Source organism: Rhizobium sp. NZLR1b (assembly GCF_019685155.1).
In the GTDB taxonomy this organism is placed as follows: Bacteria; Pseudomonadota; Alphaproteobacteria; order Rhizobiales; family Rhizobiaceae; genus Rhizobium.
The window spans coordinates 1-25,031 of record NZ_JABDWC010000026.1 but is presented as its reverse complement, the minus strand read 5'-3'; the positions used below and the strand labels follow the sequence as shown (position 1 = coordinate 25,031).

At 59.2% G+C, this 25,031-nt stretch carries 27 protein-coding genes and 5 pseudogenes; 22 read left to right on the top strand and 10 right to left on the bottom strand.

The window, feature by feature from the left end; genetic code table 11:
- Window positions 1-24 precede the first annotated feature (24 nt).
- Window positions 25-1,005, bottom strand: a complete 981-nt coding sequence (locus tag HJB84_RS27615; protein WP_221117506.1) for an NAD(P)-dependent oxidoreductase — start codon at window positions 1,003-1,005, stop codon at window positions 25-27.
- Window positions 1,006-1,085: 80 nt separating this feature from the next.
- Between HJB84_RS27615 and HJB84_RS27610 the strand changes: the two are divergent.
- The 8 genes and pseudogenes from HJB84_RS27610 to HJB84_RS27575 all read left to right on the top strand — a co-directional run bounded on the left by HJB84_RS27610 (window position 1,086) and on the right by HJB84_RS27575 (window position 7,860).
- Window positions 1,086-2,005: pseudogene (locus HJB84_RS27610) on the top strand (ATP-binding cassette domain-containing protein).
- 68 nt (window positions 2,006-2,073) lie between these two features.
- Complete coding sequence (locus HJB84_RS27605) at window positions 2,074-3,072, top strand: ABC transporter permease (protein WP_221117505.1); 999 nt, start codon at window positions 2,074-2,076, stop codon at window positions 3,070-3,072.
- 341 nt (window positions 3,073-3,413) lie between these two features.
- Window positions 3,414-3,605 (top strand): periplasmic nitrate reductase, NapE protein, encoded by a 192-nt coding sequence (napE, locus tag HJB84_RS27600; RefSeq protein ID WP_207581425.1) that lies wholly within the window; start codon window positions 3,414-3,416, stop codon window positions 3,603-3,605.
- Between the two features lie 8 nt (window positions 3,606-3,613).
- The gene (locus tag HJB84_RS27595) at window positions 3,614-3,928 is read left to right on the top strand and encodes a 4Fe-4S dicluster domain-containing protein (RefSeq protein ID WP_221117504.1); all 315 of its coding nucleotides are present in this window, start codon (window positions 3,614-3,616) and stop codon (window positions 3,926-3,928) included.
- Window positions 3,921-4,178: a chaperone NapD gene (locus HJB84_RS27590; RefSeq protein WP_221117503.1), complete on the top strand. Its 258-nt coding sequence runs from the start codon at window positions 3,921-3,923 to the stop codon at window positions 4,176-4,178. Before HJB84_RS27595 ends, HJB84_RS27590 begins: the two co-directional genes overlap by 8 nt.
- Window positions 4,179-6,686, top strand: coding sequence for a periplasmic nitrate reductase subunit alpha (gene napA, locus HJB84_RS27585; RefSeq protein ID WP_221117502.1), 2,508 nt, complete (start codon window positions 4,179-4,181; stop codon window positions 6,684-6,686).
- A complete protein-coding gene (locus HJB84_RS27580) occupies window positions 6,653-7,156 on the top strand; it encodes a nitrate reductase cytochrome c-type subunit (protein WP_221117501.1) in 504 nt (167 codons plus the stop codon). The genes napA and HJB84_RS27580 overlap by 34 nt, the downstream gene beginning before the upstream one ends.
- Before the next feature lie 8 nt (window positions 7,157-7,164).
- Window positions 7,165-7,860, top strand: a complete 696-nt coding sequence (locus HJB84_RS27575) for a NapC/NirT family cytochrome c (protein ID WP_311044414.1) — start codon at window positions 7,165-7,167, stop codon at window positions 7,858-7,860.
- Between the two features lie 42 nt (window positions 7,861-7,902).
- Here the strand turns inward: HJB84_RS27575 and HJB84_RS27570 are convergent, their stop codons facing one another.
- Window positions 7,903-8,226: a hypothetical protein gene (locus tag HJB84_RS27570; protein WP_221117500.1), complete on the bottom strand. Its 324-nt coding sequence runs from the start codon at window positions 8,224-8,226 to the stop codon at window positions 7,903-7,905.
- A gap of 312 nt (window positions 8,227-8,538) precedes the next feature.
- Complete coding sequence (locus HJB84_RS27565) at window positions 8,539-10,521, bottom strand: acyltransferase family protein (protein ID WP_221117499.1); 1,983 nt, start codon at window positions 10,519-10,521, stop codon at window positions 8,539-8,541.
- Between the two features lie 410 nt (window positions 10,522-10,931).
- Between HJB84_RS27565 and HJB84_RS27560 the strand changes: the two genes are divergently transcribed.
- Window positions 10,932-11,870 carry a sialate O-acetylesterase gene (locus HJB84_RS27560; protein ID WP_221117498.1) on the top strand — a complete coding sequence of 313 codons (939 nt, stop codon included), beginning with the start codon at window positions 10,932-10,934 and terminating at the stop codon, window positions 11,868-11,870.
- Window positions 11,871-12,114: 244 nt separating this feature from the next.
- Here the strand turns inward: HJB84_RS27560 and HJB84_RS27555 are convergent, their stop codons facing one another.
- From HJB84_RS27555 to HJB84_RS27545, 3 genes are all read right to left on the bottom strand, one after another.
- Window positions 12,115-13,482, bottom strand: a complete 1,368-nt coding sequence (locus HJB84_RS27555) for a DUF882 domain-containing protein (RefSeq protein ID WP_221117532.1) — start codon at window positions 13,480-13,482, stop codon at window positions 12,115-12,117.
- A 176-nt stretch (window positions 13,483-13,658) separates the two neighbouring features.
- Window positions 13,659-14,234 (bottom strand): peroxidase-related enzyme, encoded by a 576-nt coding sequence (locus HJB84_RS27550; protein ID WP_221117497.1) that lies wholly within the window; start codon window positions 14,232-14,234, stop codon window positions 13,659-13,661.
- Window positions 14,231-14,713: a CMD domain-containing protein gene (locus HJB84_RS27545; protein WP_221117496.1), complete on the bottom strand. Its 483-nt coding sequence runs from the start codon at window positions 14,711-14,713 to the stop codon at window positions 14,231-14,233. Before HJB84_RS27545 ends, HJB84_RS27550 begins: the two co-directional genes overlap by 4 nt.
- A gap of 158 nt (window positions 14,714-14,871) precedes the next feature.
- On the opposite strand from HJB84_RS27545, the gene HJB84_RS27540 reads away from it, so the two are divergent.
- From HJB84_RS27540 to HJB84_RS27515, 6 genes are read left to right on the top strand one after another with little or no spacing between them, the layout of a single operon-like run.
- Window positions 14,872-15,870 (top strand): LysR family transcriptional regulator, encoded by a 999-nt coding sequence (locus HJB84_RS27540; RefSeq protein ID WP_221117495.1) that lies wholly within the window; start codon window positions 14,872-14,874, stop codon window positions 15,868-15,870.
- On the top strand, window positions 15,867-17,342 hold the full coding sequence (locus HJB84_RS27535) for an NAD(P)-binding domain-containing protein (RefSeq protein WP_221117494.1): 1,476 nt from the start codon (window positions 15,867-15,869) through the stop codon (window positions 17,340-17,342). The genes HJB84_RS27540 and HJB84_RS27535 overlap by 4 nt, the downstream gene beginning before the upstream one ends.
- 9 nt (window positions 17,343-17,351) lie before the next feature.
- Window positions 17,352-18,092, top strand: coding sequence for an amino acid ABC transporter ATP-binding protein (locus tag HJB84_RS27530; protein WP_221117493.1), 741 nt, complete (start codon window positions 17,352-17,354; stop codon window positions 18,090-18,092).
- Window positions 18,093-18,108: 16 nt separating this feature from the next.
- Window positions 18,109-18,936, top strand: a complete 828-nt coding sequence (locus HJB84_RS27525) for an amino acid ABC transporter substrate-binding protein (RefSeq protein WP_221117492.1) — start codon at window positions 18,109-18,111, stop codon at window positions 18,934-18,936.
- Between the two features lie 55 nt (window positions 18,937-18,991).
- A complete protein-coding gene (locus tag HJB84_RS27520) occupies window positions 18,992-19,699 on the top strand; it encodes an amino acid ABC transporter permease (RefSeq protein ID WP_221117491.1) in 708 nt (235 codons plus the stop codon).
- 19 nt (window positions 19,700-19,718) lie between these two features.
- Window positions 19,719-20,411: an amino acid ABC transporter permease gene (locus HJB84_RS27515; protein ID WP_221117490.1), complete on the top strand. Its 693-nt coding sequence runs from the start codon at window positions 19,719-19,721 to the stop codon at window positions 20,409-20,411.
- Between the two features lie 191 nt (window positions 20,412-20,602).
- Here HJB84_RS27515 and HJB84_RS27510 read toward each other — a convergent pair whose 3' ends face one another.
- Window positions 20,603-20,929, bottom strand: a complete 327-nt coding sequence (locus HJB84_RS27510) for a hypothetical protein (RefSeq protein WP_221117489.1) — start codon at window positions 20,927-20,929, stop codon at window positions 20,603-20,605.
- Between the two features lie 94 nt (window positions 20,930-21,023).
- On the opposite strand from HJB84_RS27510, the pseudogene HJB84_RS27505 reads away from it, so the two are divergent.
- Window positions 21,024-21,141, top strand: a pseudogene (locus HJB84_RS27505) (DUF1515 domain-containing protein); the annotation flags it as partial.
- 493 nt (window positions 21,142-21,634) lie between these two features.
- Entirely contained in the window at window positions 21,635-21,832 is a 198-nt protein-coding gene (locus tag HJB84_RS34200) for a DUF2934 domain-containing protein (RefSeq protein ID WP_221117488.1), read from the top strand.
- A 55-nt stretch (window positions 21,833-21,887) separates the two neighbouring features.
- On the opposite strand, the gene HJB84_RS27495 is transcribed toward HJB84_RS34200, so the two are convergent.
- Entirely contained in the window at window positions 21,888-22,130 is a 243-nt protein-coding gene (locus tag HJB84_RS27495) for a hypothetical protein (protein WP_259671198.1), read from the bottom strand.
- Between HJB84_RS27495 and HJB84_RS27490 the strand changes: the two are divergent.
- Together HJB84_RS27490 and HJB84_RS27485 are read left to right on the top strand one after the other, a co-directional pair.
- Window positions 22,091-22,431: pseudogene (locus tag HJB84_RS27490) on the top strand (ATP-dependent DNA ligase); the annotation flags it as partial. The gene HJB84_RS27495 and the pseudogene HJB84_RS27490 overlap by 40 nt on opposite strands.
- 56 nt (window positions 22,432-22,487) lie before the next feature.
- Window positions 22,488-22,961 carry a hypothetical protein gene (locus HJB84_RS27485; RefSeq protein WP_221117487.1) on the top strand — a complete coding sequence of 158 codons (474 nt, stop codon included), beginning with the start codon at window positions 22,488-22,490 and terminating at the stop codon, window positions 22,959-22,961.
- A 23-nt stretch (window positions 22,962-22,984) separates the two neighbouring features.
- Here the strand turns inward: HJB84_RS27485 and HJB84_RS27480 are convergent, their stop codons facing one another.
- Window positions 22,985-23,263: a CopG family transcriptional regulator gene (locus HJB84_RS27480; protein WP_221117486.1), complete on the bottom strand. Its 279-nt coding sequence runs from the start codon at window positions 23,261-23,263 to the stop codon at window positions 22,985-22,987.
- A 198-nt stretch (window positions 23,264-23,461) separates the two neighbouring features.
- Between HJB84_RS27480 and HJB84_RS27475 the strand changes: the two genes are divergently transcribed.
- Window positions 23,462-23,962 carry a hypothetical protein gene (locus HJB84_RS27475; protein WP_221117485.1) on the top strand — a complete coding sequence of 167 codons (501 nt, stop codon included), beginning with the start codon at window positions 23,462-23,464 and terminating at the stop codon, window positions 23,960-23,962.
- A 21-nt stretch (window positions 23,963-23,983) separates the two neighbouring features.
- Here the strand turns inward: HJB84_RS27475 and HJB84_RS33765 are convergent.
- Window positions 23,984-24,055: pseudogene (locus HJB84_RS33765) on the bottom strand (CopG family transcriptional regulator); the annotation flags it as partial.
- A gap of 53 nt (window positions 24,056-24,108) precedes the next feature.
- Here HJB84_RS33765 and HJB84_RS27470 point away from each other — a divergent pair.
- A pseudogene (locus tag HJB84_RS27470) lies at window positions 24,109-24,531 on the top strand (IS481 family transposase); the annotation flags it as partial.
- Window positions 24,532-24,763: 232 nt separating this feature from the next.
- The gene (locus HJB84_RS27465; protein ID WP_221117484.1) at window positions 24,764-24,907 is read left to right on the top strand and encodes a hypothetical protein; all 144 of its coding nucleotides are present in this window, start codon (window positions 24,764-24,766) and stop codon (window positions 24,905-24,907) included.
- The last annotated feature ends 124 nt before the right edge of the window (window positions 24,908-25,031 follow it).

Genomic DNA, 25,031 nt, shown 5'->3' with positions numbered 1-25,031 from the left:
GACGCTTCTGCACCCGCCGCGTCATCAACCTGGATACCAGACGACCCGAGGCTCCTCCTTCGATCGCTGGTATTCCCAAGCCGAATTGATAAGCTTTTCCAGATCGTAGACGGGGTTCCAGTCCAGCAGATATCTGGCCTTGCTATTGTCCATCCAGTTCGAGTGAAACTGGCTTTCGATATTGACCGAGCCGAGCCCGCGCGTGCGGGCGAGATAAGCGGCAACCTCGCCATAATCGACGGGCCGATCCATCGAGATGTTGAAAAGCTGCCCCTTGGCGCGCGGATTGTCGATTGCCGCGAGGATCGCCGAGACGAGATCGTCGACATGGACGAAATTGCGTTTCAGCGGCCGGCCATCGGCGTCGCGCAGCAGCGGCACCGTGCCATCGCGGAAATAACGCTCGGCATCGGCTGCCGGCACCAGCGTCTTCCAGTCCGGCCCGCCGAAGACATCCTCGCCGAAGGACAGCGTGAACTTGAAATCGTCCTTCTCCATGATCCACGGCGCGCGCAGACAGCAGGTGTTGATGCCGTATTGGATGGCGAATTGCTCGAGCATTACCTCTTCCAGCACCTTGGACAGCGCGTAACAGCCGGGATAGGCGCGATGCGGCGTCTTTTCGGTCACCGGCCCGTCATGGCGATAGAAGAAATGCCCGATGCCGGCATCGCCGCCGATGAGGATGAACTGCTTTGCCGTGGGGCTGGCGCGGAACGCCTCGAGCAGCCAGAACAGGCCCTTGACGGTGATATCCATCACATCGGCGGGGATTTCCTTGCAGGTGGCGAGATGCACGACATGGGTGACGCCGTCCATCGCCGCTGCAACGACATCGCTATCGGCGATCGAGCCCTTGATCACACTGACCCGGCCGGTTTCACCAAGCACACGATTATGGCAAAGCGCGCGAATGCGTGCGTTGGAAAATTGTGGCTCGTCAAGCAGCCCAGTAATAAAGCGCCGCCCGACCTTGCCCGTAGCCCCGGTGACAAGGATCAGCATACTTCTCTCCCCCAGTAACAGCTAATATCTATGCGTTTCCGGCGTCAATCTGTATTTATCGTACAAAATAGATTTTTGTGATGAGGGGACGTTTTAGCGGACTATTGATTGACGATTCCTGGCGCTTTTGCATTAATGAGCGCAATCGCTTTTCCGGGAGGAGATCGGCTGAGCGAGATCGTAGGCGTCTGACTGGCAACCGGGTATCGGCAACCGGCGGCGAAGGCAGGCCTGCAGTTAAGGGGAGGGTAGTCGGCTGGTCGCGGTTCTCGAGCTCACCAATATTTCAAAACATTTCGGCGCCATCCAGGCGGTCAACGACGTGTCGTTCGCGCTCGAAGGCGGCCAGGTCGTCGGCCTGATGGGCGATAACGGCGCCGGCAAGAGCACGCTGGTCAAGATGATCGCCGGCAACTTTCGGCCGAGCGAGGGCATCATGCGTCTCGAGGGCCGGGAGATCGTCATGCATCGCCCGATCGAGGCGCGCCAGCACGGCATCGAGATCGTGCACCAGGATCTGGCGCTCTGCAACAATCTGACGGCGGCGGCAAACGTCTTCCTCGGGCGCGAGCTGCGCCGCGGCGTCGGTCCGTTTCGCATCCTCGATTACGGGACGATGTATCGGCGCGCCGGCGAGATCTTCAGGGAGTTGAAATCGGAAACCCGCCCGCGCGATCTCGTCAAGCAGATGTCGGGCGGCCAGCGGCAGGCGGTGGCGATCGGGCGCACCATGCTGTCGGAGGCAAAGATCGTGCTGATGGACGAGCCGACCGCGGCCATCTCGGTCCGCCAAGTCGCCGAAGTCCTCAATCTGATCCGCGAGCTGCGCGACCGCGGCATTGCAGTCGTGCTGATCAGCCACCGCATGCCCGATGTTTTCACCGTGGCCGACCGGGTGATCGTCATGCGCCGCGGCCGGAAAGTCGCCGACAAGGCAATCGAGGCAAGTTCGCCTGAAGAAGTCACGGGTCTGATCACCGGCGCCATCGAACAGGTTTGAGCCGCGCCGCTTATCCCGCGGGAGAAATACCGCTGACGGGAATGCCCCATCTGGAGTGAGAGGTCGAAATGGCAGTAACATTGGACCAGACGATTGCACAGAAGCAGCGCAGCCGGCTTGCGGAGTTTGTCGGCGGCCAGACATTCTGGGTGCTGATCGCCGTGCTTCTCGCCTGCCTCTTCCTGTCCTTCGCCACCGATTCCTTTGCGACGACGAAGAACCTCTACAACATCACCCGCAACGTCACCTTCGTCGCGATCATCGCGCTCGGCATGACGCTGGTGATCATCACCGGCGGCATCGATCTGTCGGTGGGCTCGGTGCTCTGTCTCTGCAGCATGGTGCTGGCGGTCACCATGAACGCCGGTTATTCCATCGAGGTCGGCATAACGGCCGCGATCGTTACGGCGCTGGTGATCGGCGCCTTCAACGGTGTGCTGATCGCCTATCTCAATTTCCCGCCCTTCGTGGTGACGCTCGGCATGCTGTCGATTGCGCGGAGCTTAGCAATGGTCGCCTCGAACAACACCGTCGTCTTTCAGTTCGGCCCCGACCATGACAAGCTGCTGGCGCTCGGCGGCGGCGCCTGGTTTTTCGGGATCGCCAACCCGGTTCTCTATATGGTCATCCTGGCGCTCATCACTGGTTTCGTGCTGCGCTGGACGCGCTTCGGCCGCTATATTTTCGCGATCGGCGGCAATGAACATGCCGCCACGCTGACCGGCGTTCCCGTCCGCCGCATCAAGGTCGCCGTCTACATGATCTCGGCGCTGTCGGCCGGCATTGCCGGCATCGTCCAGACCGGCTGGCTCGGCGCCGTCACCACCAATATCGGCGCCGGCATGGAACTGCAGGTCATCGCCGCCGCCGTCATCGGCGGCGCCAACCTCGCCGGCGGCATCGGCACCGCCTTCGGCGCCCTGGTTGGCGCGGCCCTGATCGAAGTGATCCGCAACAGCCTCGGCCTGCTCGGCATCAATGCGTTCTGGCAGGGGACGTTTATTGGCGGGGCGATCGTGCTGGCGGTGCTGTTTGATCGGATACGGAATCTGCGGCAGAGCGAGTAGGGTTGGGCTGGACAAGGAGTCCGCGGCGCACCGAAGGGTGCGGGTGGTCCAAACTTGCTGAGATATGGATCCCTCTGCATGAGCCTCATGGGTCTCCCGTGAAGACGCCGATATACCCACCTTTGGGGAGAATAATAACGATCGGTCGGTCAATCCCGGCGGTCAGGTCGTCATGCTCGCGTTCTCTGTCCATCGAAGCCCCAGTTCCCGACTTGCCACATATTGGCAACCCGCTCCGTTGGTTACCGTAACATACGTGCCCAAAGGCACGGTGTATGCAACTCTCAGCACGGCAGTGCCAGCATCAAAATGCCGGCGATGACATGCGGAGAGGAAGTGAGATGTTGCAGCCGGTCCAAGGCGGCTCTGCGGGCGCGCAGCCTCCGAACAGAAGGAAGATCGAGCTTGTGACGTTCTTCGCACTTGCCTTCGGCATCTGGCCGGTGATCGCCGTCGGCGTCGTCGGTAGCTACGGGTTCGCCGTCTGGATGTGGCAGATCGTCTTTGGACCTCCCGGGCCTCCAGGTCATTGAGGCGCTCCATGCAGACAAAAGCGCTTTCGCGCCGACAACTGTTCCTTGGCTGTCCCGACCCGGCATCCGAAGCGGACGCGTCAACATCAGTGCCTCATACGGCCATGGTGACGGAAGCCTGCCTGTCCAAGCTGGGCGTCGCCTGCCGGTCGTGCGACGAAAACTGTCCCGACAACGCAATTCGATTCCGGCCGCGGATCGGCGGGCCGTTCTTTCCCGAAATCGACGAAAAACTCTGCACCGGATGCGACGCCTGCCTTGCGGTCTGTCCGGTCGGCGCAATCGCGACCCGCACAAATGAACTGGAGGGTCGCAATGCCTGAAACTCCATCGCTCTATCACATATCGAGCGCGGTCGTCGCGACGCTGCCTACCGCGACGCTTAGCGTTCTCAGCCAGCTTGCGATGATGAAAAACGTTGAAGTCCACGGCGATGGCGGCGGCAAGATTGTCATCGTCATCGAAGGGACAAGCACAGGCATGATGGGCGAATGCCTGTCGCGCATATCGCTGTTCGATGGGGTCATCTCCGCGAATATGGTTTTCGAACATGTCGAAACGGAGGGGGCGTAGATGACCGGTGAACTGACCCGTCGTGACATCCTGAAGGCGCACGCAGCAGCGATAGCCGCGGCGACCGCGGGCATTGCGCTTCCCGCCGCCGCGCAGCAGGTGCCTGGAGGCATCGACGCGCTTGAGATAAAGTGGTCGAAAGCGCCCTGCAGGTTTTGTGGGACCGGCTGTGGCGTCATGGTTGGGGTCAAGCAGGGCCAGGTCGTCGCCACCCACGGCGACATGCAGGCAGAAGTGAACCGGGGCCTGAACTGCATCAAGGGCTACTTTCTTTCGAAGATCATGTACGGCCAGGACCGGTTGAAGACGCCGCTGCTTCGCAAGCAGAACGGCGTCTACGCCAAGGAAGGCGAGTTCGAGCCGGTGAGCTGGGATGAGGCCTTCGACGTGATGGCCGCGCAGTGCAAACGCGTACTGAAGGAAAAGGGGCCGACCGCCATCGGCATGTTCGGCTCCGGCCAGTGGACGATCTTCGAGGGATACGCCGCGACGAAACTGATGCGCGCCGGCTTCCGGTCGAACAATCTCGATCCAAACGCCCGCCATTGCATGGCGTCTGCCGCCGTCGCCTTCATGCGAACCTTCGGCATGGACGAGCCGATGGGATGCTACGACGATTTCGAGAATGCCGACGCCTTCGTGCTTTGGGGTTCCAACATGGCGGAGATGCATCCGATCTTGTGGACGCGTGTCGCCGATCGTCGCCTCGGCCAACCGCATGTCCGGGTCGCGGTGTTGTCCACCTTCACCCATCGCAGCATGGATCTGGCCGACATACCCATCGTCTTCAAGCCCGGCACGGACCTGGTGATCCTGAACTACATTGCCAACCACATCATTCAAACCGGGCGGGTCAACGAGGCATTCGTCCAGAAGCATACCAAATTTGCCCGCGCCGCGACCGATATCGGCTACGGCCTGCGCCCCGATGATCCGATCGAGGTCAAGGCCGCAAACTCGGCCGATCCGGGCAAGACCGAGCCGATGAATTTCGAGGCTTTCAAGGACTTCGTCTCGGACTACACGCTGAAGAAGACGGCTGCGATGACCGGCGTCGATCCGGAGTTTCTCGAGCAGTTGGCCGAGCTTTATGCCGATCCCACCCGGAAAGTCATGTCGCTCTGGACCATGGGTTTCAACCAGCACGTCAGAGGCGTCTGGGCCAACCAGATGGTTTATAACCTCCATCTTTTGACGGGCAAGATCTCCGAGCCGGGCAATAGTCCGTTCTCGCTGACCGGTCAGCCTTCCGCTTGCGGTACGGCGCGTGAGGTCGGAACTTTCGCCCATCGCCTGCCTGCCGACATGGTCGTAACCAATCCCGAGCATCGCAAACACGCTGAGGAGATCTGGCGGGTCCCTCACGGCCTCATTCCCGAGAAACCGGGTTACCACGCCGTACAGCAGGACCGGATGCTGAAGGATGGCAAGCTGAATTTCTACTGGGTGCAGGTCAACAACAACGTCCAGGCCGCGCCGAATACCAGCAACGAGACTTACAACGGCTATCGCAACCCTGAAAACTTCATCGTCGTCTCGGACGCCTATCCGACGATTACCGCGATGAGTGCCGACCTCATTTTGCCCGCCGCCATGTGGGTGGAAAAGGAAGGCGCTTACGGCAACGCCGAACGCCGGACGCATGTGTGGCACCAGCTTGTGCAGGCTTCCGGCGAGGCTCGCTCCGATCTCTGGCAGATGATGGAGTTCTCGAAGCGCTTCACCACCGATGAGGTTTGGCCGGCGGAGCTGCTGGACACCAATCCGGCCTATCGCGGCAAGACGCTTTTCGACGTGTTGTTTCGCAACGGCGAGGTTGACCGGTACCCTGTCGAGGAAATCAGCGCCGACTACGACAATAACGAGGCAAAGGCCTTCGGCTTCTATGTCCAAAAGGGGCTTTTCGAAGAGTACGCTTCATTCGGGCGGGGACATGGCCACGATCTGGCGCCCTACGACGTCTATCACGAGGTTCGAGGACTGCGCTGGCCCGTCGTCAACGGGCAGGAAACCAGATGGCGATACCGCGAAGGATACGATCCCTATGTGAAACCCGGCGAGGGGTTGAATTTCTACGGCCAGGCGGACGGCAAGGCCGTCATCCTGGCGGCGCCCTACGAGCCTCCCGCAGAATCGCCCGACGACGAGTTCGATGTCTGGCTGGTGACGGGACGGGTGCTCGAACATTGGCATTCAGGTTCGATGACGATGCGGGTTCCCGAGCTCTACAAGGCGTTTCCCGGCGCGCGCTGTTTCATGAATGCCGACGACGCGCGAAAACGCGGCATCAACCAGGGGGCCGAGGTCCGTATCGTCTCGCGGCGTGGTGAAATCCGCACCCGGATCGACACCCGCGGCAGGAACCGGATGCCATCCGGCGTCATCTTCGTCCCGTGGTTCGACGCCAGCCAATTGATCAACAAGGTCACGCTCGACGCCACCGATCCCATCTCGAAACAGACGGATTTCAAGAAATGCGCGGTCAAGATTCTCCCCGTCGTCGGTTGAGACGACCCGAATGGACAGCCATTGCAGCGGGTTTGCTGGTGTTCGTCACGACGGCATCAATCGCCCAGGTCGTCACCCAGAATGTCCCCCAGCTTCAGGGGCCGTCTGATGCAATGCAGTCCGAGCCCGCCGCCGTCCTCCCGAGATGGGTGGTCGATGACCGCCGCCAGATGCGCGCCTATCCCGACCAGCCCCCTGTCATCCCGCATTCGATCGAAGGCTATGAGCTTTCGGTCAACGCGAACCGCTGCCTCTCCTGTCACAAGCGGGAGTTCACTCAGGACTCCGGCGCTCCGATGATCAGCGTGACCCACTACATGACGCGGGACGGCCAGATGATCGCGGACGTCGCGCCCCGGCGCTATTTCTGCACGGCTTGCCACGTTCCACAGGCTGATATCAAACCACTGGTGCCAAGCACGTTCAAAGATATGAGCGAACTTGGTTTCAAGCCCGCGGGAAGCGAGTGACGACGATGATCGCTAGGGCGAAGCGCATCATTTTGTGGGCATGGTCAGTATTGACGACGCCAGCCGCGACGATCGGATTGGGCGTGCTGACGCTCGGCGGCTTTATTGGCGGCGTCATGTTCTGGGGTGCATTCAACACCGCCCTGGAACTGACGAACACCGAGAATTTCTGCGTGTCGTGCCACGAGATGCGCGACAATCCGTATGAGGAGCTGACCCGGACAATCCATTTTTCCAACCGCTCGGGCGTGCGCGCCAGTTGTCCGGATTGCCATGTTCCTCATGACTGGACGGACAAGATTGCTCGCAAGATGCAGGCTTCGAAGGAAGTGTGGGGCAAAATCTTCGGCACCATCGACACCCGGCCGGAGTTTCTTGAGCACCGTCTCGGCCTGGCGCAGAACGAGTGGGCCCGGATGAAGGCCAATGACAGCCTCGAATGCCGCAATTGCCATTCGGCAGTCGCAATGGACCTGCAGAAACAGACGCCGAGAGCCGCGGCGATCCACACGCAATATCTGATCCCCGGGAAGGCGACCTGCATCGACTGCCATAAGGGCATTGCGCACGAGTTGCCCAACATGCAGGGAATTGATCCCGGCTGGAAGATGCCAAAGGAGCTTGAAGGGACGCAGACGTCGATCGGCAACCCGATCGACGACCTCAGGCGCGCCATGGCCGAAATCCATACGCAGCAGTTCTGAATGAGGCGTCTGAAGGTGGCGCTGGACGCGCTGACCATGCCCTCAGGGATGCGCATCCTCATAGCCATCCAACTCAGGGCATCCCCTGATGTTGCCGAAGCCGATCACCCGCCGGTCGCCCGATTGATCCAGACCTCTGAGCACGATGACATTGTCATCCTGCTGTACAATCTCGCTGCGATAGATGCCGGCCCGGAGCGCCAGGTTTTTTGCCTGGCTTACGTTGCATTGTCCGGGCCGTGGAGTGATGTGCCAGTATCTCGTGCCTTGGCCATCCGACTGCCATCCGCCGGAGGCGGCGAATCCCGATACGCTGGATAGCAGGATGGCACACGACACTATCGAGCTGCCTAGAACCAGTTTCATGTATCCTCCGTCAGCCGTCGGCGTCTCAGGGCTCGTGCTACTCGACTTGTCCCGGTTGCAATGGATAGCCGGGTTTCCCTTGTTGTCACCACAGTAGATGGTGCGCGCTAACATGGTGCTAACGCGGCTCCAGCGGCAACGAGATGATGTTGCCCCGTACGCTGCCAGGCGGAGAAAACGGAAATGCTCTGGCAGCGGTGGCGCAGGTGGATCAAGCCGTTCGATAATATGGTTGCGCTGGAACTTTTGCGATGCGTGATGACGAAAGTCCGGACCTGAACCCCAGGTTCACCGTCCCCGGCGTCTGGCCGCTTAATTTGATGGAGAAGCGGAAGGCGTGGGACCAGCGTTCGGCTGAGAACTTGCCGTTCGTTCGGCTTGCGTGGCGTGCGGCGGTACCAGGAAATCGAGGAGACCGTCGCTCCGTAGATCGGCGGTTCGCTTTTCCAGAATGTCACCGATCAAGGTCGTCAGAAATTCTGCTGTCATATGGTTCCAGTCTGTGATGAACGGAACACCCCTGCTGCTCGTGAGGCATTTCTCCTTGTCGTAATCGCAGTGAAGCTTGACGATATCGACGTAGGTGAACGCAAGATCGGATGGGAAAAATGGCAGTTGCGCTAAAGGCTGGTTGGCCGGCGGATAGGCCGCTTCCCGCAGGCATATGGAGGCATCGGATTTTCTCTGAAACATCAGCCCTAGGCACGAGTGCAATTCGTCGAGCTGGAAATAATTCCCGAAAACGAAAATGCGCGCGTCATCCGAGTGGCTTTTCATCCAGGAAAGAAGTTCGAACCGGAAGGGGTTGACGGAGTACTCAAAAGGCCGAAGGCTCGTGAGGAAGATCGCTTTCGTTCGGCTGAGCAATGATTTGTCGTTGATATATTTTTCAAAGGGAATGCAGTATTTATCGTAAATGCTGGCGCGAGAGGGGGCCTTCACACTATCGTTCTTGATCTCCACCATGCAGTTCAAGTAGCTGAGCGCCACGACTTGATATCGGTCGGTATCGATGTAATTTTTGAGCGCGATTGACCAGTTTCTGGCGTGCGAATCCCCAATGATGAAGATAATCGGTTTCCCAGCTTGAATGTTGTCGTTCAAGCCTAGAAAAGTGCTTTCGAGCTGCGCCTCGTTCGCCTGCGCGAGAGGTGGATAGACTTCATCCAATCTGTGAGGAAAACCGGCCATAGTGATTGCTGAAAGGACAGCAGCCGTGATGGTGACAACGGATGAGCTGAGGGTGATCCAGAGAGCGCGGCTTCTCCTGGTGTGGCGAAGGGGCTTTTCGATGACGACAAAGCTGGCGACGGCGACCAGGACCGTCGCAGCGATGGCGAGAAACTTGTCGCTGTTGTCGAAATTCAGGCTTGTCGACCGCCAGAAGGCGAAGACCGGATAGTGCCACAAATATAAAGAGTAGGATACCAATCCGGTGAGCGCCGCAGGCCGCGAAGCCAACAGGCGCCCGATTGCGTTCTCACGGCTGGCGAATGCGAGCACCAGGCAGGTCCCAATGACAGGGATCATAGTGAGCAGGCCAGGATGAACCGTGTTCTTTTTAAACAGGATCAGTGAACCAAGAACGAGGACAAGCCCGGCCGCCGCAAGGAACGGCTGGGGGCGAGGCCGTCCACGCCGCACCTCGTAATAGGCGAGAAATGTTCCGGCCAGCAGTTCCCAGGCCCGGGTGAGCGGCGAGTAGAAGGCCTGTTGCTGATCATGCCGTACGGTTATCACACACCAGATAAAGCTGAGGGATGCCACGAGCAGCACGCATGGCAAAAACTTGGATTTCAAGTACCGGCGCACGATCAGCAATAGGAGCGGAAACCCGATATAAAATTGCTCTTCGACGCTCAACGACCAAGTGTGCAGAAAAGGCTTGAGAAGGGCATTCGGCTCCCCATACTGAGCCGCGGTGAAATAGAAATAGATATTCGATCCAAAGAGCAGCGAAGACCCTAGGGAGTTCGCGTAGTCTATGAGTTCAGCTGGCAATAAAAGATAATAGGCTACGGGTATTGTCGCGAAAATGACTGTGAACAACGCAGGCAGAATTCTTCGCGCGCGCCGGGCGTAGAATCTAAGGAAATCAATACGCCCCGTTGCTTCGATTTCCGTCAACAAGATTTGGGAAATCAGAAAGCCGCTGATCACAAAAAATACGTCGACGCCAATGTATCCGCCCTGAAGCAGCGTGTGGCCGGCAACCGTGAACTCGGCGTGATAGAGAATAACGGCTATCACCGAGATGGCCCTCAAGCCATCGATCTCTGGTCTATAAGCCTTCAATGCGCCTGCCTTCGATATCGAGAGCGTAACGTTGTCGCGCGCAAGAGCGGCGCTTTTGGGCTCCCTAACACAGAGATCCTGCGCCCGTCGATCCAAATGATCCGGTCAGCGAAAAGGAGGAGCCCGTGCTCCGCTCCCACGTCGTCCTCGCCGGCCGAATCTGGGATATCCTTCCGTGGACGAGCAACGGGATTACGAGCAGGCACGATCTCTCACCCAACCGGATGATTGTAATCACCGGTCCGGTCTATAGTTGAGACCAGCGACAGGGCTCGATCTTCACGACGAACTCTTTCTAAAGATCATGCCCGAGCAAGCCGATGTGGCTGGTGTAAAGGAACCTTCGTGGCTGCAGCAGCCTCGATTGGTCCAATAGGCCATGTCATCGGGTGATGATTAAAGGTGACGCCATGCGTAAAACGCTAGCAGTCGGCGGGGCCGTCTTGATTGCCATGTACTTTCTCGGCGGCATGAGCGCGAGACATGAGATCTTTCCTTGGCCACAACTTTCCGCGCTGAGAAAAATGGTTGGCGGCGAGAAGGCAGCGGCCCCAAGCCGATATAGTTTCGACGACAAGGAACGACTCATCGGGGATGAATCGAAATCGCCTGTGACCTGCCCGACTCAAACTGCTCGAACGGCTGTCTTACTCATTCTTGGCCAATCGAACGCGGCCAACGACGGAGGACAACGGCACCGGTCAAATTATGGCGCTCGCGTTGTCAACGCCTTTGACAAACGGTGCTTCATCGCGGCGTCGCCACTTCTTGGATCGACCGATACCAAGGGAGAGTACTGGACGCTGCTTGGCAATTATTTGATTGCATCGGGACAGTATGACAGCGTCATCCTCGCGCCTCTCGCATATTCCGGATCTGAGGTCGCGCGCTGGGCGACCGGCGGTGACCTCAATCCTGTGCTGGTCGATACAATGAAACAGCTTCAGGATTCCGGTTATCGGATAACGGGCGTCCTCTGGGTCCAGGGAGAGAAGGACCTCGTTATCGGCACCACCGCGGAGGCCTATCGGGATCATTTCATGTCGATGGTTGACACATTGCGTCAGCACGGCGTCGAAGCACCGGTTTACATTTCGATCGCATCGAAATGCCTCGAACCGAGCAACGGCGGCTTCAAGGAGCATATTCCAGACAATGCGATCGTACGGGCGCAACTGGCCCTGTCAAAAAGCGGCCACGGTATCCGAGAAGGCGTAAATTCTGACGCATTACTCGATGGGGATGACCGCTACGACGATTGCCATATCGGGGGCACAGGCGCGGAGAAAGTGTCGCGAGCCTGGCTGAGCCTTCTGCGCGGCGATAGCCGGCTGGAAACCTCGGGATAGTCATCGCTGAACCGGTTTTCGCACCTTCGCACGCTTCGGCCTCGGCTCCCGTCCGGTATTCGGCCCCTTATCACTTGTCATTGATTTCACCTCGCTCCCTGGCGGGGTGGACGGTGACGAAGATGACGTCGTCCAGCGCGCCATCTATCCGCCACCAGACACGCTATGACTGAAAAGGAAGCAGAGGATTGCATTGCGGATCTCGGCCGCGATTGCCGTCGGAATCAAGCCTTGATGATCGAGGTCAACCCTCCGGGGGAGACGCAAACCGGCTGGCCTCGAACGGGCCTCTGGCGGCGACCGGGATGACATCCTCATCGGATGCCCTGACACCAGCCTCACGATGAACCGTGCGGGGGGAAAGACGAGGCGCGCTCAATCCCATCGCCTCGCCGGGAGAATGCAGCGCCCATTTCATCAGCGCCGCTTCGGAGGTCGATCCGAGGAAATCTGCCTCTTCCCAGGAGGCGGTCATCGGCAGAGAGGCGATCATATCAGCGCCCTGCCTGGAGGTCTCCCGTGCAACAACGAGGGGATGGAAGCGGGCGTGGGCCGGCAATGCTGGCGTCTGTCTCTCCGGAAGGGCGGCAATCGGGCCGATCGATGCAGTCTCCAGTTTGTCGTCCGCGCCGGCGTCGTGCGCAAAGGCGGGCGGGCGCATCGCCGGTATCGGAATCGGCAAGGATGAAACATCCCCAGCGGAGCCTTTGTCATCCCGCCCGGCCGCGCCGGTCTGCAGCGCGAGCGCATTCAACGCTCGGCTTTTCGGCGTCGGCAGAAGCGCCGTCACGAGTTTGCCGTCTGTGGTATCGCCGCCAGGCGCGGTCGGCGCTCCCGCGTCTTCGTCTTCTCCAGCGGTGCTGGCAATCTGGATCGAGGTGGGGCCGCCGCGTTTCTTGTAGTTCGCAACCGCCTGATTGTATCCCGGCAGCGGCCTGCCATCGGCCGGTAGATGCATCGTCTGCCCATTCGGGAATATTCGCGCGAGTTCCTGCCGGGACATGCGTGGCCAGGCCCTGACATTGCCGACGTCGAGATGCACGAAGGGCGATCCCGAGGTCGGGTAATATCCGACGCCGCCGACCTGCATCTGCATGGCAAGCGCACGCAGCGTCGAAAGCTTCACGCCGGGCACGTAGAAATCCATCGCCTTGCCCAGCATATGCTGGCTCTTCTTGGCGACACCCGTGCTGCGCGAGCGGTTGCGGAGCATGTTGTTGGTCGTTGGGGAGCGATAGGCGGAGACGATGTGGATATAGTCCTTGCCGCCGCTCTTCTTGTACACCTCCCAGACTAGGTCGAGCAGCCGGGGATCCATCCGGGTCGGCTCGTTCCGTCGCCAGTCGCGCAGAAACCGATTGATCTGGGCAAGGCCCTTTGGATCGAACTTTCCATCCCGCTTGTAGGTAATCGTCGCCTTCTCGCCCGTATGGGTAAAGAACAGCTTGAGCGCCCGATCTTCCGCCGAGGCAAATGATGCAGAACCGACAAGTGCCGGCAGCGCAAACAGAGCCGGCAGAATGGTCTGCGCTGCGAAGCGTTCCGCACGTGAGAGGAGAGTGGCAATTCCGCCCAAGGCTCCGGCCGACAGACCTTGCAGTGAATACTTCAACACGAACAATCCCGCCCACACAAACACTCGACGACGGGCGGTACCTCCGCATCCATCGCGCTCAGTAAGGCCAGCTTATGGTCAACAAATTGCTAACGAGCGGATGCGGCAGCTCCGTGAGTTGAAGATGTGGTCGATGACGACTGCACGGTATGCGAAGCCTTGCCCGTCGGGCTTCAGTCCTTGACGGGTTCGCCGAGCGTATGCATCAGGCGGTTGGCCCAGCCGAAGATTGCGGAAGACAGAACAAGATCCAGGGATTCAAGCTCGGAAAGACCGACGTCGGCCAGATCCCGGGCATCCGCCCGGGTTGCTTGCGGAGGCGTCGTTGACAGATGTGCGGAGAAGTCAAAGATCGCCTGCAGGTGCTCGTCGAGTTCCGCGTCGAGCCCATCGGCGAAGATCGCGTCGATGACGTCAGTCCTCTTTGTATAGTTGATAAACCGGGACGCATGAACGGCAGCACAGTAGACGCAGCGGTTGACGACCGATGCCGCTGTGGCGCCCAGTTCGCGTTCGCCCAATGAAAGCCCGTCCTTCCCGTACATGATCAGGTTGAACAGGGGAGAGCGGACCGCAAGCGATTCCGGGTCGTGTGCGAGCGTCAGGACGTATGTCGATATGCCCTTGTTGGACGGCGTGACCTGCATCGCTTCGCGCTGTTCCTCGGTCGCGGTCTCAAGGTCGACCGGAACGACGTAAGGCTGCCAGCGCGGAACGGTGGTGGTGAAGCTGTGGACGACTTCGCTCATTGTCTTGCTCCGATCAGTGCCAAACCTGCGATGACACGCACCTGATAGTTCACGAAGGCCGCAAGCTCCGAGAGCCGGACGATGTCGGCATCGGTGGCACCGACGCTTCGCAATGCTTCGATATGGCCACGGGTAGACTCGCGCGGGGACACCGTCAGTCGATCGGCGTGACGAACGATCTCTGCGGTACGCTCGTCGTCCACGTTCGTGCCGGGTTGAGCGAGCAATGCCGTCGCATTTTCCGCGGCGCGTAGCACCAGTCCGTCGTAGTGGCCAGCCAGCGCTTCGTTGCCGTTGTGTCGCGCCATGCGCGCGGCGAGAGCTGCTCGCAGGCCATGCGACAGGCCGCCCGGATCACGGGGAAGGAGCACAGCGTCGTGCGCGGCCTCGCTCAGGCGCAGGATCTCCGCACGCTTCTCCATGGCTTCGGCGAGCGCCGAGCCCGGCTTCACGGCGGCAAGAGTTTCGATGAGTGTCAAGAGAAGCTCCTTTGCATTTCGCTGGAGAGCACCAGGTAGGTCTCGTGGTAATCTATGTTAAATTAGCATGGGGTCGCCGAATTCATGCGAAATAATTATCTATTCTCCAGTGATTTTATAGAAAACTCATGCTTTAATAACATGAAGGACAATGGTTGATGTCATATATGCATAGCAATTCGATCGACATTCGACAGCTTGAAGCCTTCGCGGCGGTGATGTCCGCAGGGAGCGTAACCGGAGCGGCCCGCCTGCTCGGACGGTCGCAACCCGCGGTCACCCGGCTGATACAGGACCTGGAGGCAGAACTGGGTTACGCGCTTCTTCATCGAAGCAGCGGACGCATCCAGCCGACCTCGCGCGGTCTGCGCTTCCATGCCGAGGTCGAACGTCACCTCGCCAGCCTCCTCCATATTCGCGAGCGGGCGGAGGCGATCGGTCGTGAAGAGCCGGCGACGCTGACAGTTGCCGCGACGCCGTCCCTTGCTGCAGGGATACTGCCGCAGGCATTGGCGGCCATCCCGGGGGATCTCATTCCCCGTCATCTCCACATCCAGGCGCTCGCGGCGGAGAATGTGGTGCAGGCGGTGGTCGCCCGTTCGGCGGATCTCGGAATATCGAGCCTTCCACTCGAACATCCCGGCCTCGAAATTCATTGGATCGCGGAAGCGCCCTGCGTTGTCGCTATTGCCGCTGACGATCCTCTGGCGGCAAGCGAAGTTGTGCGCCTGACCGAGCTCGCCGGCCGACGCATCATCACGCTCGCCAATCCATATCGTCTCCGCCATCGGATCAACGAGGCTCTGGAGCGGGAAGGCGTTGCTCCTCAGTGGATCATCGATGTGAATGCTTCGCTAACGGCTCTCTCGCTGGTCCGCGCCGGGTTGGGCGTCGCCATCGTCGAACCCGCCACTGTCTATGGTGTTCCATTGGATGGCATTGTGATGCGCAGCGTCGACCAGGCAATTCCCTTCCTGTTTGGCGCCATCTCTGCTGCCGCGCTGCCCCTTACGCCGACAGTCTCGGCCGTAATCGAGGCGGCACGCACGGAGGCCTTGGCTATTCCGGGCTGCCGCCTTCTCGAGGCAAATGGGACGGACGCGCTGGCAGACAGCGTCTACGGGCAAGTCGTCATTTCCGAGGGGGCGTCCGCATGAGCGGCCTTTCCACCTTCCCGGATGGTCTCGACGCCCTCGAAGTCCGCCTGCGTCAGGATCTTGCGTGGCTGGAGCTGCCCGCCAAATCGTGGGTTCCGCTACGTGTTGTCGATGGCCAGCCTGTCGTGGACGTCGTCATTATCGGTGGCGGCATGGCGGGTCTTGTCGCCTCCGGGATGCTCAAGCGCCTCGGGGTCTCCAACCATATCGTGCTCGACAAGGCCCCTGCGGGACGGGAAGGACCATGGGTCACTTTCGCCCGGATGCGCACCCTTCGTTCTCCAAAGCAGCTCACAGGCCCGGCCATGGGTCTTCCGGCACTCACCTTCCGGGCCTATTATGAGGCGCGCTTCGGCCGCGAGGAATGGGCGGCGCTCGACCGCGCGCCCCGCCAGACCTGGATGGAGTACCTCGTCTGGTATCGGAAGGTACTCGAGCTTCCCGTTCGCAACGGCATCTCCGTCGACGCGCTGCTCCCGCGAGAAGACGGTATGCTCGATCTGGTGTGTACGCAGGGTGGCTCCAAGGAAACTATCGTCGCCCGCCATGTGGTGTTGGCAACCGGACGCGATGGTCTCGGCGGTCCTTTCGTTCCTGATATTGCGAGCAGCATTGACCGCAGGTTCTGGGCGCACACCTCCGACGAGATCGACTTTTCGGCGTTGCGCGGCAAGCGAGTCGGAGTGATCGGTGCGGGCGCGTCGGCGATGGACAATGCGGCAACCGCTCTCGAAGCAGGCGTCGCAAGGCTTGACCTGTTCGTCCGCCGCAAGGAATTGCCTCGGATCAACAAGTTCACCGGCATCGGCAGCCAGGGCGTCGTCCATGGCTTTGCTGGGCTGCCCGACGAATGGAAATGGCGCTTCCTGAACTATGCGATGGGCCAGCAGACCCCGCCACCGCGGCCGAGCGTCCTGCGCGTCAGCTCGTTCGAGCACGCTCACCTTCATCTGGAGAGCCCGATCAACATCCTGCGGCAGGACGGCGACCATGTCGTCGTGGCCACACCGCGCCGCAGCTATCCGGTCGACTTCCTGATCTTCGGTACGGGTTTCAGGATCGATCTTGCCAATCGGCCGGAACTCGCCGCCTTCGAACCGCACATCCGTCTCTGGCGCGACCGCTTCCCGACGCCCCCCGGAATGGCGAACGGTGAACTCGAGGGATCGCCGGATCTCGGCAACGCGTTCGAGTTCCTCGAAAGGGCGCCGGGCTCGTGCCCGACGCTCTCGAAGATTCATTGCTTCAATTTCCCGGCGACGCTCAGTCACGGCAAGCTCACGGGCGATATCCCGGCAATCAGCGAAGGGGCAGACCGCCTGGCGCGCGGCATTGTCAGATCGCTCTTCGTCGAAGACCGCGAGACGCACTTCGCAAACCTCCAGGCCTTCGACACGCCCGAACTTCTCGGCGACGAGTGGGCCGACCCCGAGACCGAAGCGCTGCCTGCACTTTCCACCGAAAGGACCTGAGACCCGAAAATGCTTGAGATCAAGAACCTGAAGCTGTCGTACGGAAGCACCCGGATCCTGAACGGCGTCGACCTCTCGGTGAAGCGAGGCGACGTGGTGTCCATCATCGGCCCGAGCGGGACAGGAAAGACGACGCTGTTGAAGTGCATCAACCATCTGGTGAAGCCGGCATCCGGAACGATCGCCTTCGACGATATCAGGATGGATTTCGCGCGCCCGGACAAGGCTGCAGTCCAGGCAATCCGCCTGCGCACCGCGATGGTGTTCCAGCAGTTCAACGTCTTCAAGAACATGACGGTGATCCAGAACGTCATGGATCCGCTCGTCGTCGTGCAGGGCAAGTCGAAGGACGAGGCCCGCAGCATCGCCCTGCAGGAACTCGAAAAGGTGGGCCTTTCAGACAAGCTTGACAACTATCCGTCCCAGCTCTCCGGCGGCCAGCTCCAGAGAACGGGCATCGCGCGTGCGCTGGCGGTCAAGCCGGACGTGATGCTCTTCGACGAGCCGACGTCGTCGCTCGATCCCGAGCTCGTGAACGAGGTTCTGAAGGTGATCAAGGACGTCACGTCATCGGGGATCACCTCGCTGCTCGTCACCCACGAGATGCAGTTCGCGAAGAACATCTCGAACCGCATCGTCTTCATGGATCGCGGCGTCGTCGCAGCCGACGGCAGTCCGGCCGAGATTTTCGACACGCCTTCCAACCCACGACTTGCCCAGTTCCTCAATTCTGAACGTGCAATCCAATAGAGAAAGGATACCAGAAATGACGTCTTCGAGTTCACTTTCCCGCCGCAGCTTCGCCGCCGCCCTTGCCGGCGTTTCCATTGCACTCGCGAGCGCAGGCGCATCCTTCGCCGAGGACGCCGTCCGGACGATCAAGATCGCCACCGCGGCGGAATCGAAACCGCTCTCTTGGGGCGCCATCGGCGTGGAGCCGCAGGGCTACGAGCCGGATGTCCTGAAGGCAATCGACGCCAAGCTGCCTCAGTACAAGTTCGTGATGGAAGGTGCTGCCGACATCGCGCAGGAGACGGGTCTTGCGACCGGCAAGTACGACATCGCGACCGGCGGCTATTACCGAGCGCCCGCACGCGAAAAGCAGTTCCTCATTCCGGAAGCTCCAATCGGCGCCAGCCTGATCAAGATCTACAGCCGCAAGGACAGCGGCATCAAGGAGATGAAGGACCTCGTCGGCAAGAAGATCGTCCCGGTCACGGCAGGCGGCGGCATCTACAAGTTCGCCACCGCGTGGCAGGAGCAGAATCCCGACTCCAAGATCGAAATCACGGCTTCCAGCGCAGGCATCCCGTATCCGGACCGCCTGAAGGAAGTCGAGAACGGCAAGTACGACGCACTGGTCCTGCCATCCAATCTCGGCGAGCAGACGGTGATCGACCAGCAGAAGCTGAACGTCCAGGCGAGCGAGCCGGTCGCGATCAACAACACTTTCGTCCTCATCCATCGTTCAGAGGAGAACAAGGCGCTCGCCGATGGCATCGACAAGGCCCTGAAGGAGCTCAAGGCCGACGGCACGCTCGCCAAGCTGTCACAGAAGTGGTTCGGCGAAGACATCACCACCTACATGAAGTGACGCCGGCTTCGATGCCGGCGACCATGCCCAGGACTGAAAGAAGGAGTGTTCCCAAGTGGACCTATCCATACTGATCCCCGAGCTGCTCTCGGCGTTGCCGCTGACGCTCGCGATCACGTTCACGGCCATGGTCGCCGGCTTCGTGCTGGCGTTGATTGCGACGACGTTCCGGGTGCGCAGGATCCCGGTGATCAGCCAGCTGGCCGATCTATACGTGTCCTACGCGCGGAGCGTCCCCGTCGTGCTCCAGTTGTTCGTCGCCTTCTACGGACTTCCGGTGCTCGTCGGCGTATTCGGCATCGAGGATTTCGTCTCTCCGACGATCGCCGCCATGCTTGGCCTCAGCCTTTACCACGGCGGTTACTTGTCCGAAGTCATGCGGCCGGCATATCTCGCCGTCGAGCGCGGTCAGCACGACGCCGCCGACAGCCTGGGATATACGTTCCGCCAGAAGCTGGCGCGCGTCGTTGCGCCGCAGGCGGTTCACATCGCGCTGCCCGGCTACGGCAACTCCATCATCTACCTCATCCACAACGTTGCCCTCGTCATGTACATCGGCGCGGCAGACGTGATGGCGACCGCCCACCTCGTCATGGAGCGGGACTACAATCAGTACCAGTTCGAAACCTATCTGGTTCTGGCGGTGCTCTACTCCGTTCTGTGCCTGGCCGCATGGCTCGTCGTCCGCTTCTTCGAACTTCGTTCGGCGACGTTCGCGCCAAGCGGCACGCCCGTCAAAGCGCCGCTGATGGCGAGCGTCTGATCGAAGGGGAGACCGCAAAATGTTCGATATCGAAGTTCTTCTTCCCGATCTCTGGGACATCCTGGGAGCGGTTCCACTGACCCTTGCGATGGCGCTGGTGATCTTCGCCTTCTCGACGATCATCGGCAGCCTGTTCGCGATGGTCGAATATCGCCGGATCCCGGTACTCCGCCAGCTCGTCGTCGCCTACAAGATCGCCTTCAAGGGCGTCCCGATGGTCGTCGTCATCTTCCTCGCCTATTACGGTCTCCCGTCGACGCTTCAATTCCTCACCTCGCTTGTCGGTGTCGAGTACAACGGTCATTCGATGCCGAACTGGGTGACGCTGATCGTTGCCCTGACGGCTTGCGTCGCGGCATTCCAGGCAGAAGTCGTCAAGGGCGCCTTGAACTCGTTCGACACCGGGCAGGCCGAGGCCGCGTATTCGCTCGGCTACAAGAAGAGCCAGCTCTTCAGGCGGGTGATGCTTCCTCAGGTGATCGTGGCGGCAATCCCGGATCTGGCGAACTCGTTCATGGTGATCATGAAAGCGCTGTCGCTTGGGTTCGCGATCGAGGTCGTGGATATCTTCGCTCAGTCTCAATTGACCGCCGCGCTGAACTTCTACTACCTCGAAGCCTTTCTCGTCGCCGTCGTGATCTACATGGTAATCGCCTATGTCGTCACCCAGATCGCTGACAGATCGGAGCGTGCGCTCCGAGTGCGGACATGACTTGCGAAGGATGACTGCGGAGACGGGGCTGCCCACAGGATCGTGCTCGCGTGGCGGCAGGCCAGGATCACGAGGTCAGGTCCGAGGCGAAGAAGCAAAGCGGCAAATACGAGGACGCTCAGAATGCCGGCGGCCAAACTGAGAAGCGAGGCGGCTTACGCGCCGCCTGGTGACGAAAACCAAAACAGGCGCTATTCCACCGTAAATGTTCCGGCCCCTTTGGAGTATTTCTTACCTCCAAGCGACTTGATCGTTGCACATTTTTCCTTATCGAACTTCTCGCACATCTTGTTGTCTTTGATGCTCCATGTGCCATTGTAGGTGGCCTTGTCCCCGTCGACAGTCGCTTCAATCGTTCCGTCTGGTTTGTAAGTTGTGACGCCCGATTGCGTCTTTGACTTCCAGTGAATTGGGTGGCCCACCAACTCGCTTTTCAACTGCTCCGCCGTCATGGATGCGGCATATGCACCAGATGCGAAGGCTAGCATAATGAGGCCAGAAACCGTGATCGCTTTCATCGTTCACTCCCTTCTTCCAAAGCGAAGATTGTAACCGCGTTAGAGCACGGCGAATATCTATCCATAAGGGTGACCGGCCACACCAGGCATCGTCATCGGCTACGGCATATCAGGGCTGGTCGTTATTCGCCGGTCTCACAGTGGGCGGTATCATGGCCTATGCGAGCGATGGCGCTGTGGCGTGGCTGCGGCATCAGCTGACGATCAACTGAACTCTCGCCACTCGACTCGCTGCTTTGCCTCAACCGAAAAAACCCGTATTAACTGGGCAAATTTCTAGCAATGGACTTCAGGGGGTGAATAAGCCTCTTTACATCGGCAAGCAAACTCGCTTCTCCGATAATGTTCCGTAGATTCTTTGAAGTATTTTTTTCCTGTTAGTTTGACATTCTCCAAGATAAAGCGCGCAGTGCCTTTGGCCTTGCAGCCGCAAGTCAGGCGTCGCAAACGACTAATTGCCGCCTGACAACAGGAGGACGTCATGTCGTCTACTTACGTCGTCGCTTTTATCCGGCACACTTCATTCGCTCCGTCTCCGAATACCCTCTCAAATCCTGGGTGATCAAGATAGCCGTATTGGTGGGAATGGCGGTGTCGATAGCGATCGTAGTTCACATGTTCATCGGCGCCTAACCAGCCGACGCCCGCCGCATTTATAGGAACTGGCTCCTCGGCCAGTAGCCCCGATCCGTGGAGTAATCAAACGTGCAACTTAGTAATGAAGAGCAACTGCGCCGTCGCGCCTATGCCATTTGGGAACGCCAAGGTTGTCCCAACGGGAAAGACATCGAGATTTGGGACTTGGCGGTGAAGGAGATGAGCGGCCAAGCACCGCCACAGGTCCCCGAAGCGCCGTTTCCCAGACCACAGGAAGAATACCGTCCGCAAAACCCGAAAGGCTAGCGCGGGAGGGGCAGCGGCCGGTGCGTTTGTATCTTGTCCACCGCGCCGCTGAACATCACCCGCAATGCCTTTTCAGCCAAAGCTCTTTCAGCCTGCCTTTGGCGATCAGCGCCAGCTTCCGTTCCTTGATGCACTTCGCGTGCGATCCGATCTCCGGCGTATCGATGCCCGAGACGAACGGAACACCTTCCCTCAGCAGTCGCATATTCTGCCCGTCGCGTTTGACCGTGTCGCCGTCGACCGCCGTCAGCGTGCGGTGGCTTCGTGATCTTTGGGTATGAGAAGTCCAGCGCGGCATTCGGGGGCATCGGCCGGCTTCTGCTCGCAGCGCGCAAAGGAACGGGCCCGTCTATGTCGGGGGAGTGGGAACCGGCTTTAACGAACGTTCCGCGAATGAGCTCCGGACGCAGATGGACAAGCTGACCATCGGCAAGCCCGCGGTCGATACCGGAAGGAAGCGGAACGCAGTCTTCGTCGATCCGAAGCTTGTCGCTGAGACCGAATATCGGGCCTGGACGCATGACGGCAAGCTGCGCCATGCGTCGTTTAAGGGGCTACGCGAAGAGCAAGATAACGCAGCGGTGTATACGGTAAAATGAGGATTTGCGTTTATCCTCGTCTGATCGAAGACGCCTACACCGGTGTGAGGAATAGTATGCTGAAAGCGTTGCTTAACGCGCCCGCGCGATTGTTTTGCGCAGCAGTTTTGGTTCTGTCAGTTAATGGTCTGCGGCAGGCTGCTGCAATGGCGCCATGCCCCGGCCAAAAGGAACTGCTTGCGAAGGCGGAGGTCGTGGTGGAGGCTCGGGTCAAATCACTATCTATCGGCCCTTCTGGTTTGATAGCGGCTGACAAAGATTTCCCGGGCCAGCTGGTTAGAGCGGATTTGGAGATCAAGAAAGTCATCAAAGGAAGGTTCGCTGAAAAGGAGGCGATAGTATACGGCACCGCGTTTCCTCCTGGGCCATTCGATAAGTTGGCCGCGATGGCACTAATCTACGGTTTCGAGGGTCGTGACACGTTCGAATGGGAACTTGCGCGTTTTGACATGGGTGCAGGAATGGCATTTTTCAGGATGAATGACTGCATCTATCACAAGTTCCCGGAACTGGACGTCGGTCCCCGTTGATCGATGGATCACCCGGTCTGCATTCATGCATTCCCTTTCACATCGCCGTCTTTGTCCAGGTCATGCACCGGCAGATAGGTGTTCTTCTCCATCCACTCCCGGACGATATACCTGATGGCGTCCTCCCGAGTCAGCACCAGCTCACTCGAGACATTGCGAAGGGCTTCTTCCATATCGTCGTCGATGACGAGCGACCCGGCATTCCGCACCAACAGGGCGAGCATAATCTGATCTGCCCGGGAAATCTCGGCGATGCGATCGGCGGCGTCATCGAGGAGGGCGGGCCTATCGTGCATGGTCATGGTTTCTCGGCCGCCTGTGGTCCTTCTGAGCCGATTAGCATATCAGAGTGGCGAAGGCACCTACAGAATATGCTAACCTACTGCCTGTCGTCAAAAGCGTACACGTCGTTAATCCGAGGAAGAGGTGGGAGCCGGACCGTTGTCATTACGCACCTCCGCGTGCAATTCTGTCGCGTAGGCTGTTTAGGCAAGGTGTACATGGCGGTAACAACATTCGCATCTCCACCCTGGTGGAGAATTGCAGTTGCACTAATTGTGGTGCCTTTGGTGGCATCCTTGGCATATGCGGTTTACAGCCCCGCCTATCAGGGCCTGCCGGATATGATGGAGCGCGTTGTCCAAACAACTGCAGTGGTCGCGTTCTTCGGTGCGTATCCGCCAACTGTTGTATTGGGAATACCATTGATACTCTATTTCAAGGGACGAATACGGGCATCCCTTGCAAATTGTGCGATGGTCGGTGCCTCCATTGCGACCTTCCCGTGGTTTTGCCTAGCTATATTTTTCGGCCCGGACGAGGCTTACACGAATGATCACATGACCTACCAAAACGGGATGATGACGTGGTGGGGATTGCTGGAAGCAATCGAATTGCTCACAGAAATAGCTGTATTCGGAATTGCCGCCGGTGGACTGTTCTGGTTAATCGCCGCGGCCGGCATCAAAAAACAGCCCGCATCTAAAAAAGTGTTTGAATAGCGGTTCTCGATATCGCCCGATCGCGATCGATCCCGAGTTGCGCAACAGAAGAGCGGCGCGGCGGAGCATGATCTGCAGATCCGGCCGGGAGATGTCTGTCCTTCCCGAGAGAAGGGTGACAGTTCAATACCGGAGACATGGGTAACACACTGAAGAAGGAGGCCACCCGCCCGCCCGGCAGAGCCTTCCTTCAGCAGCAGGCACGTTTCGATGACTTCATCCGCGAATTCAATGAGGAACGCCCACATGAGGCGCTGGAAATGCGGCGTCCGGCAGAGATTTATCGGCCGTCAAACCGTCTCTATACGGGCCTGCCCGAGATCGATTACCCGTTCCACGATCGCGAGGTGCTGGTCACCAATTGCGGACGCATCTGCATGCATCGCAAGAAGATCAATATCTCCACCGTCATGGCAGGACAGAAACTCGGGATCAAGGAAGTCTATGACGGCATTTGGCTGGTCAGCTTCATGCACTATGATCTCGGATATATCGACTTGGAACAGAGAACCTTGCAAACCATCGACAACCCGTTCGGCACGAGGTTGTCACCTATGTCTCAGGAATAAACCGTAACTATGTGTCCAGAATGGACCCTAAGAAGAATGGCGCACCCGACAGGATACGCCACGCGACCAAAAAAACCATTTGAAAACAAATAATTGAGTGCCACCCGTGGACACGGTGTGTACCACTTGGGAGGAGACGGTGCAAGTAGGGGCCTCGCTGTTCTGCAACTGCACGCTGGTGTAAAGTCGTACCCAACAATTGAGTCGGTGTGGCGGGAGCGCGCAGCACAGCATGGACTACGATCTTATCTCTGACGATGACTACGATACTCTGCCATTTGACCCCGAGAAGCGTTTTGTAGCGCTGGAGAAAATCTGCCGCTCGAACATGATGGCGATGATCTCAAACAACACGCCCGACGTCTATGACTCATGACCTGCCACTGAACTTTCATCCAGCTGCGATTGGAGCCTCGGGGGTTTTGAATACGCCAAGTGGCGCGGTGTGAGCAACCGGCGGAAACGCGAAGCTTTCATCTTGCGCAGCGTTGGAGCCGGTT

What these genes read in the sequence shown, in the direction of transcription:
- HJB84_RS27615 (WP_221117506.1), bottom strand. Translation starts at nt 1,005, where the DNA reads ATGCTGATCCTTGTCACCGGGGCTACGGGCAAGGTCGGGCGGCGCTTT.
- HJB84_RS27605 (WP_221117505.1), top strand. Translation starts at nt 2,074, where the DNA reads ATGGCAGTAACATTGGACCAGACGATTGCACAGAAGCAGCGCAGCCGG.
- napE (WP_207581425.1), top strand. Translation starts at nt 3,414, where the DNA reads ATGTTGCAGCCGGTCCAAGGCGGCTCTGCGGGCGCGCAGCCTCCGAAC.
- HJB84_RS27595 (WP_221117504.1), top strand. Translation starts at nt 3,614, where the DNA reads ATGCAGACAAAAGCGCTTTCGCGCCGACAACTGTTCCTTGGCTGTCCC.
- HJB84_RS27590 (WP_221117503.1), top strand. Translation starts at nt 3,921, where the DNA reads ATGCCTGAAACTCCATCGCTCTATCACATATCGAGCGCGGTCGTCGCG.
- napA (WP_221117502.1), top strand. Translation starts at nt 4,179, where the DNA reads ATGACCGGTGAACTGACCCGTCGTGACATCCTGAAGGCGCACGCAGCA.
- HJB84_RS27580 (WP_221117501.1), top strand. Translation starts at nt 6,653, where the DNA reads ATGCGCGGTCAAGATTCTCCCCGTCGTCGGTTGAGACGACCCGAATGG.
- HJB84_RS27570 (WP_221117500.1), bottom strand. Translation starts at nt 8,226, where the DNA reads ATGAAACTGGTTCTAGGCAGCTCGATAGTGTCGTGTGCCATCCTGCTA.
- HJB84_RS27560 (WP_221117498.1), top strand. Translation starts at nt 10,932, where the DNA reads ATGCGTAAAACGCTAGCAGTCGGCGGGGCCGTCTTGATTGCCATGTAC.
- HJB84_RS27550 (WP_221117497.1), bottom strand. Translation starts at nt 14,234, where the DNA reads ATGAGCGAAGTCGTCCACAGCTTCACCACCACCGTTCCGCGCTGGCAG.
- HJB84_RS27540 (WP_221117495.1), top strand. Translation starts at nt 14,872, where the DNA reads ATGTCATATATGCATAGCAATTCGATCGACATTCGACAGCTTGAAGCC.
- HJB84_RS27535 (WP_221117494.1), top strand. Translation starts at nt 15,867, where the DNA reads ATGAGCGGCCTTTCCACCTTCCCGGATGGTCTCGACGCCCTCGAAGTC.
- HJB84_RS27530 (WP_221117493.1), top strand. Translation starts at nt 17,352, where the DNA reads ATGCTTGAGATCAAGAACCTGAAGCTGTCGTACGGAAGCACCCGGATC.
- HJB84_RS27525 (WP_221117492.1), top strand. Translation starts at nt 18,109, where the DNA reads ATGACGTCTTCGAGTTCACTTTCCCGCCGCAGCTTCGCCGCCGCCCTT.
- HJB84_RS27515 (WP_221117490.1), top strand. Translation starts at nt 19,719, where the DNA reads ATGTTCGATATCGAAGTTCTTCTTCCCGATCTCTGGGACATCCTGGGA.
- HJB84_RS27510 (WP_221117489.1), bottom strand. Translation starts at nt 20,929, where the DNA reads ATGAAAGCGATCACGGTTTCTGGCCTCATTATGCTAGCCTTCGCATCT.
- HJB84_RS27495 (WP_259671198.1), bottom strand. Translation starts at nt 22,130, where the DNA reads ATGCCGCGCTGGACTTCTCATACCCAAAGATCACGAAGCCACCGCACG.
- HJB84_RS27485 (WP_221117487.1), top strand. Translation starts at nt 22,488, where the DNA reads ATGCTGAAAGCGTTGCTTAACGCGCCCGCGCGATTGTTTTGCGCAGCA.
- HJB84_RS27480 (WP_221117486.1), bottom strand. Translation starts at nt 23,263, where the DNA reads ATGACCATGCACGATAGGCCCGCCCTCCTCGATGACGCCGCCGATCGC.
- HJB84_RS27475 (WP_221117485.1), top strand. Translation starts at nt 23,462, where the DNA reads ATGGCGGTAACAACATTCGCATCTCCACCCTGGTGGAGAATTGCAGTT.
- HJB84_RS27465 (WP_221117484.1), top strand. Translation starts at nt 24,764, where the DNA reads ATGGACTACGATCTTATCTCTGACGATGACTACGATACTCTGCCATTT.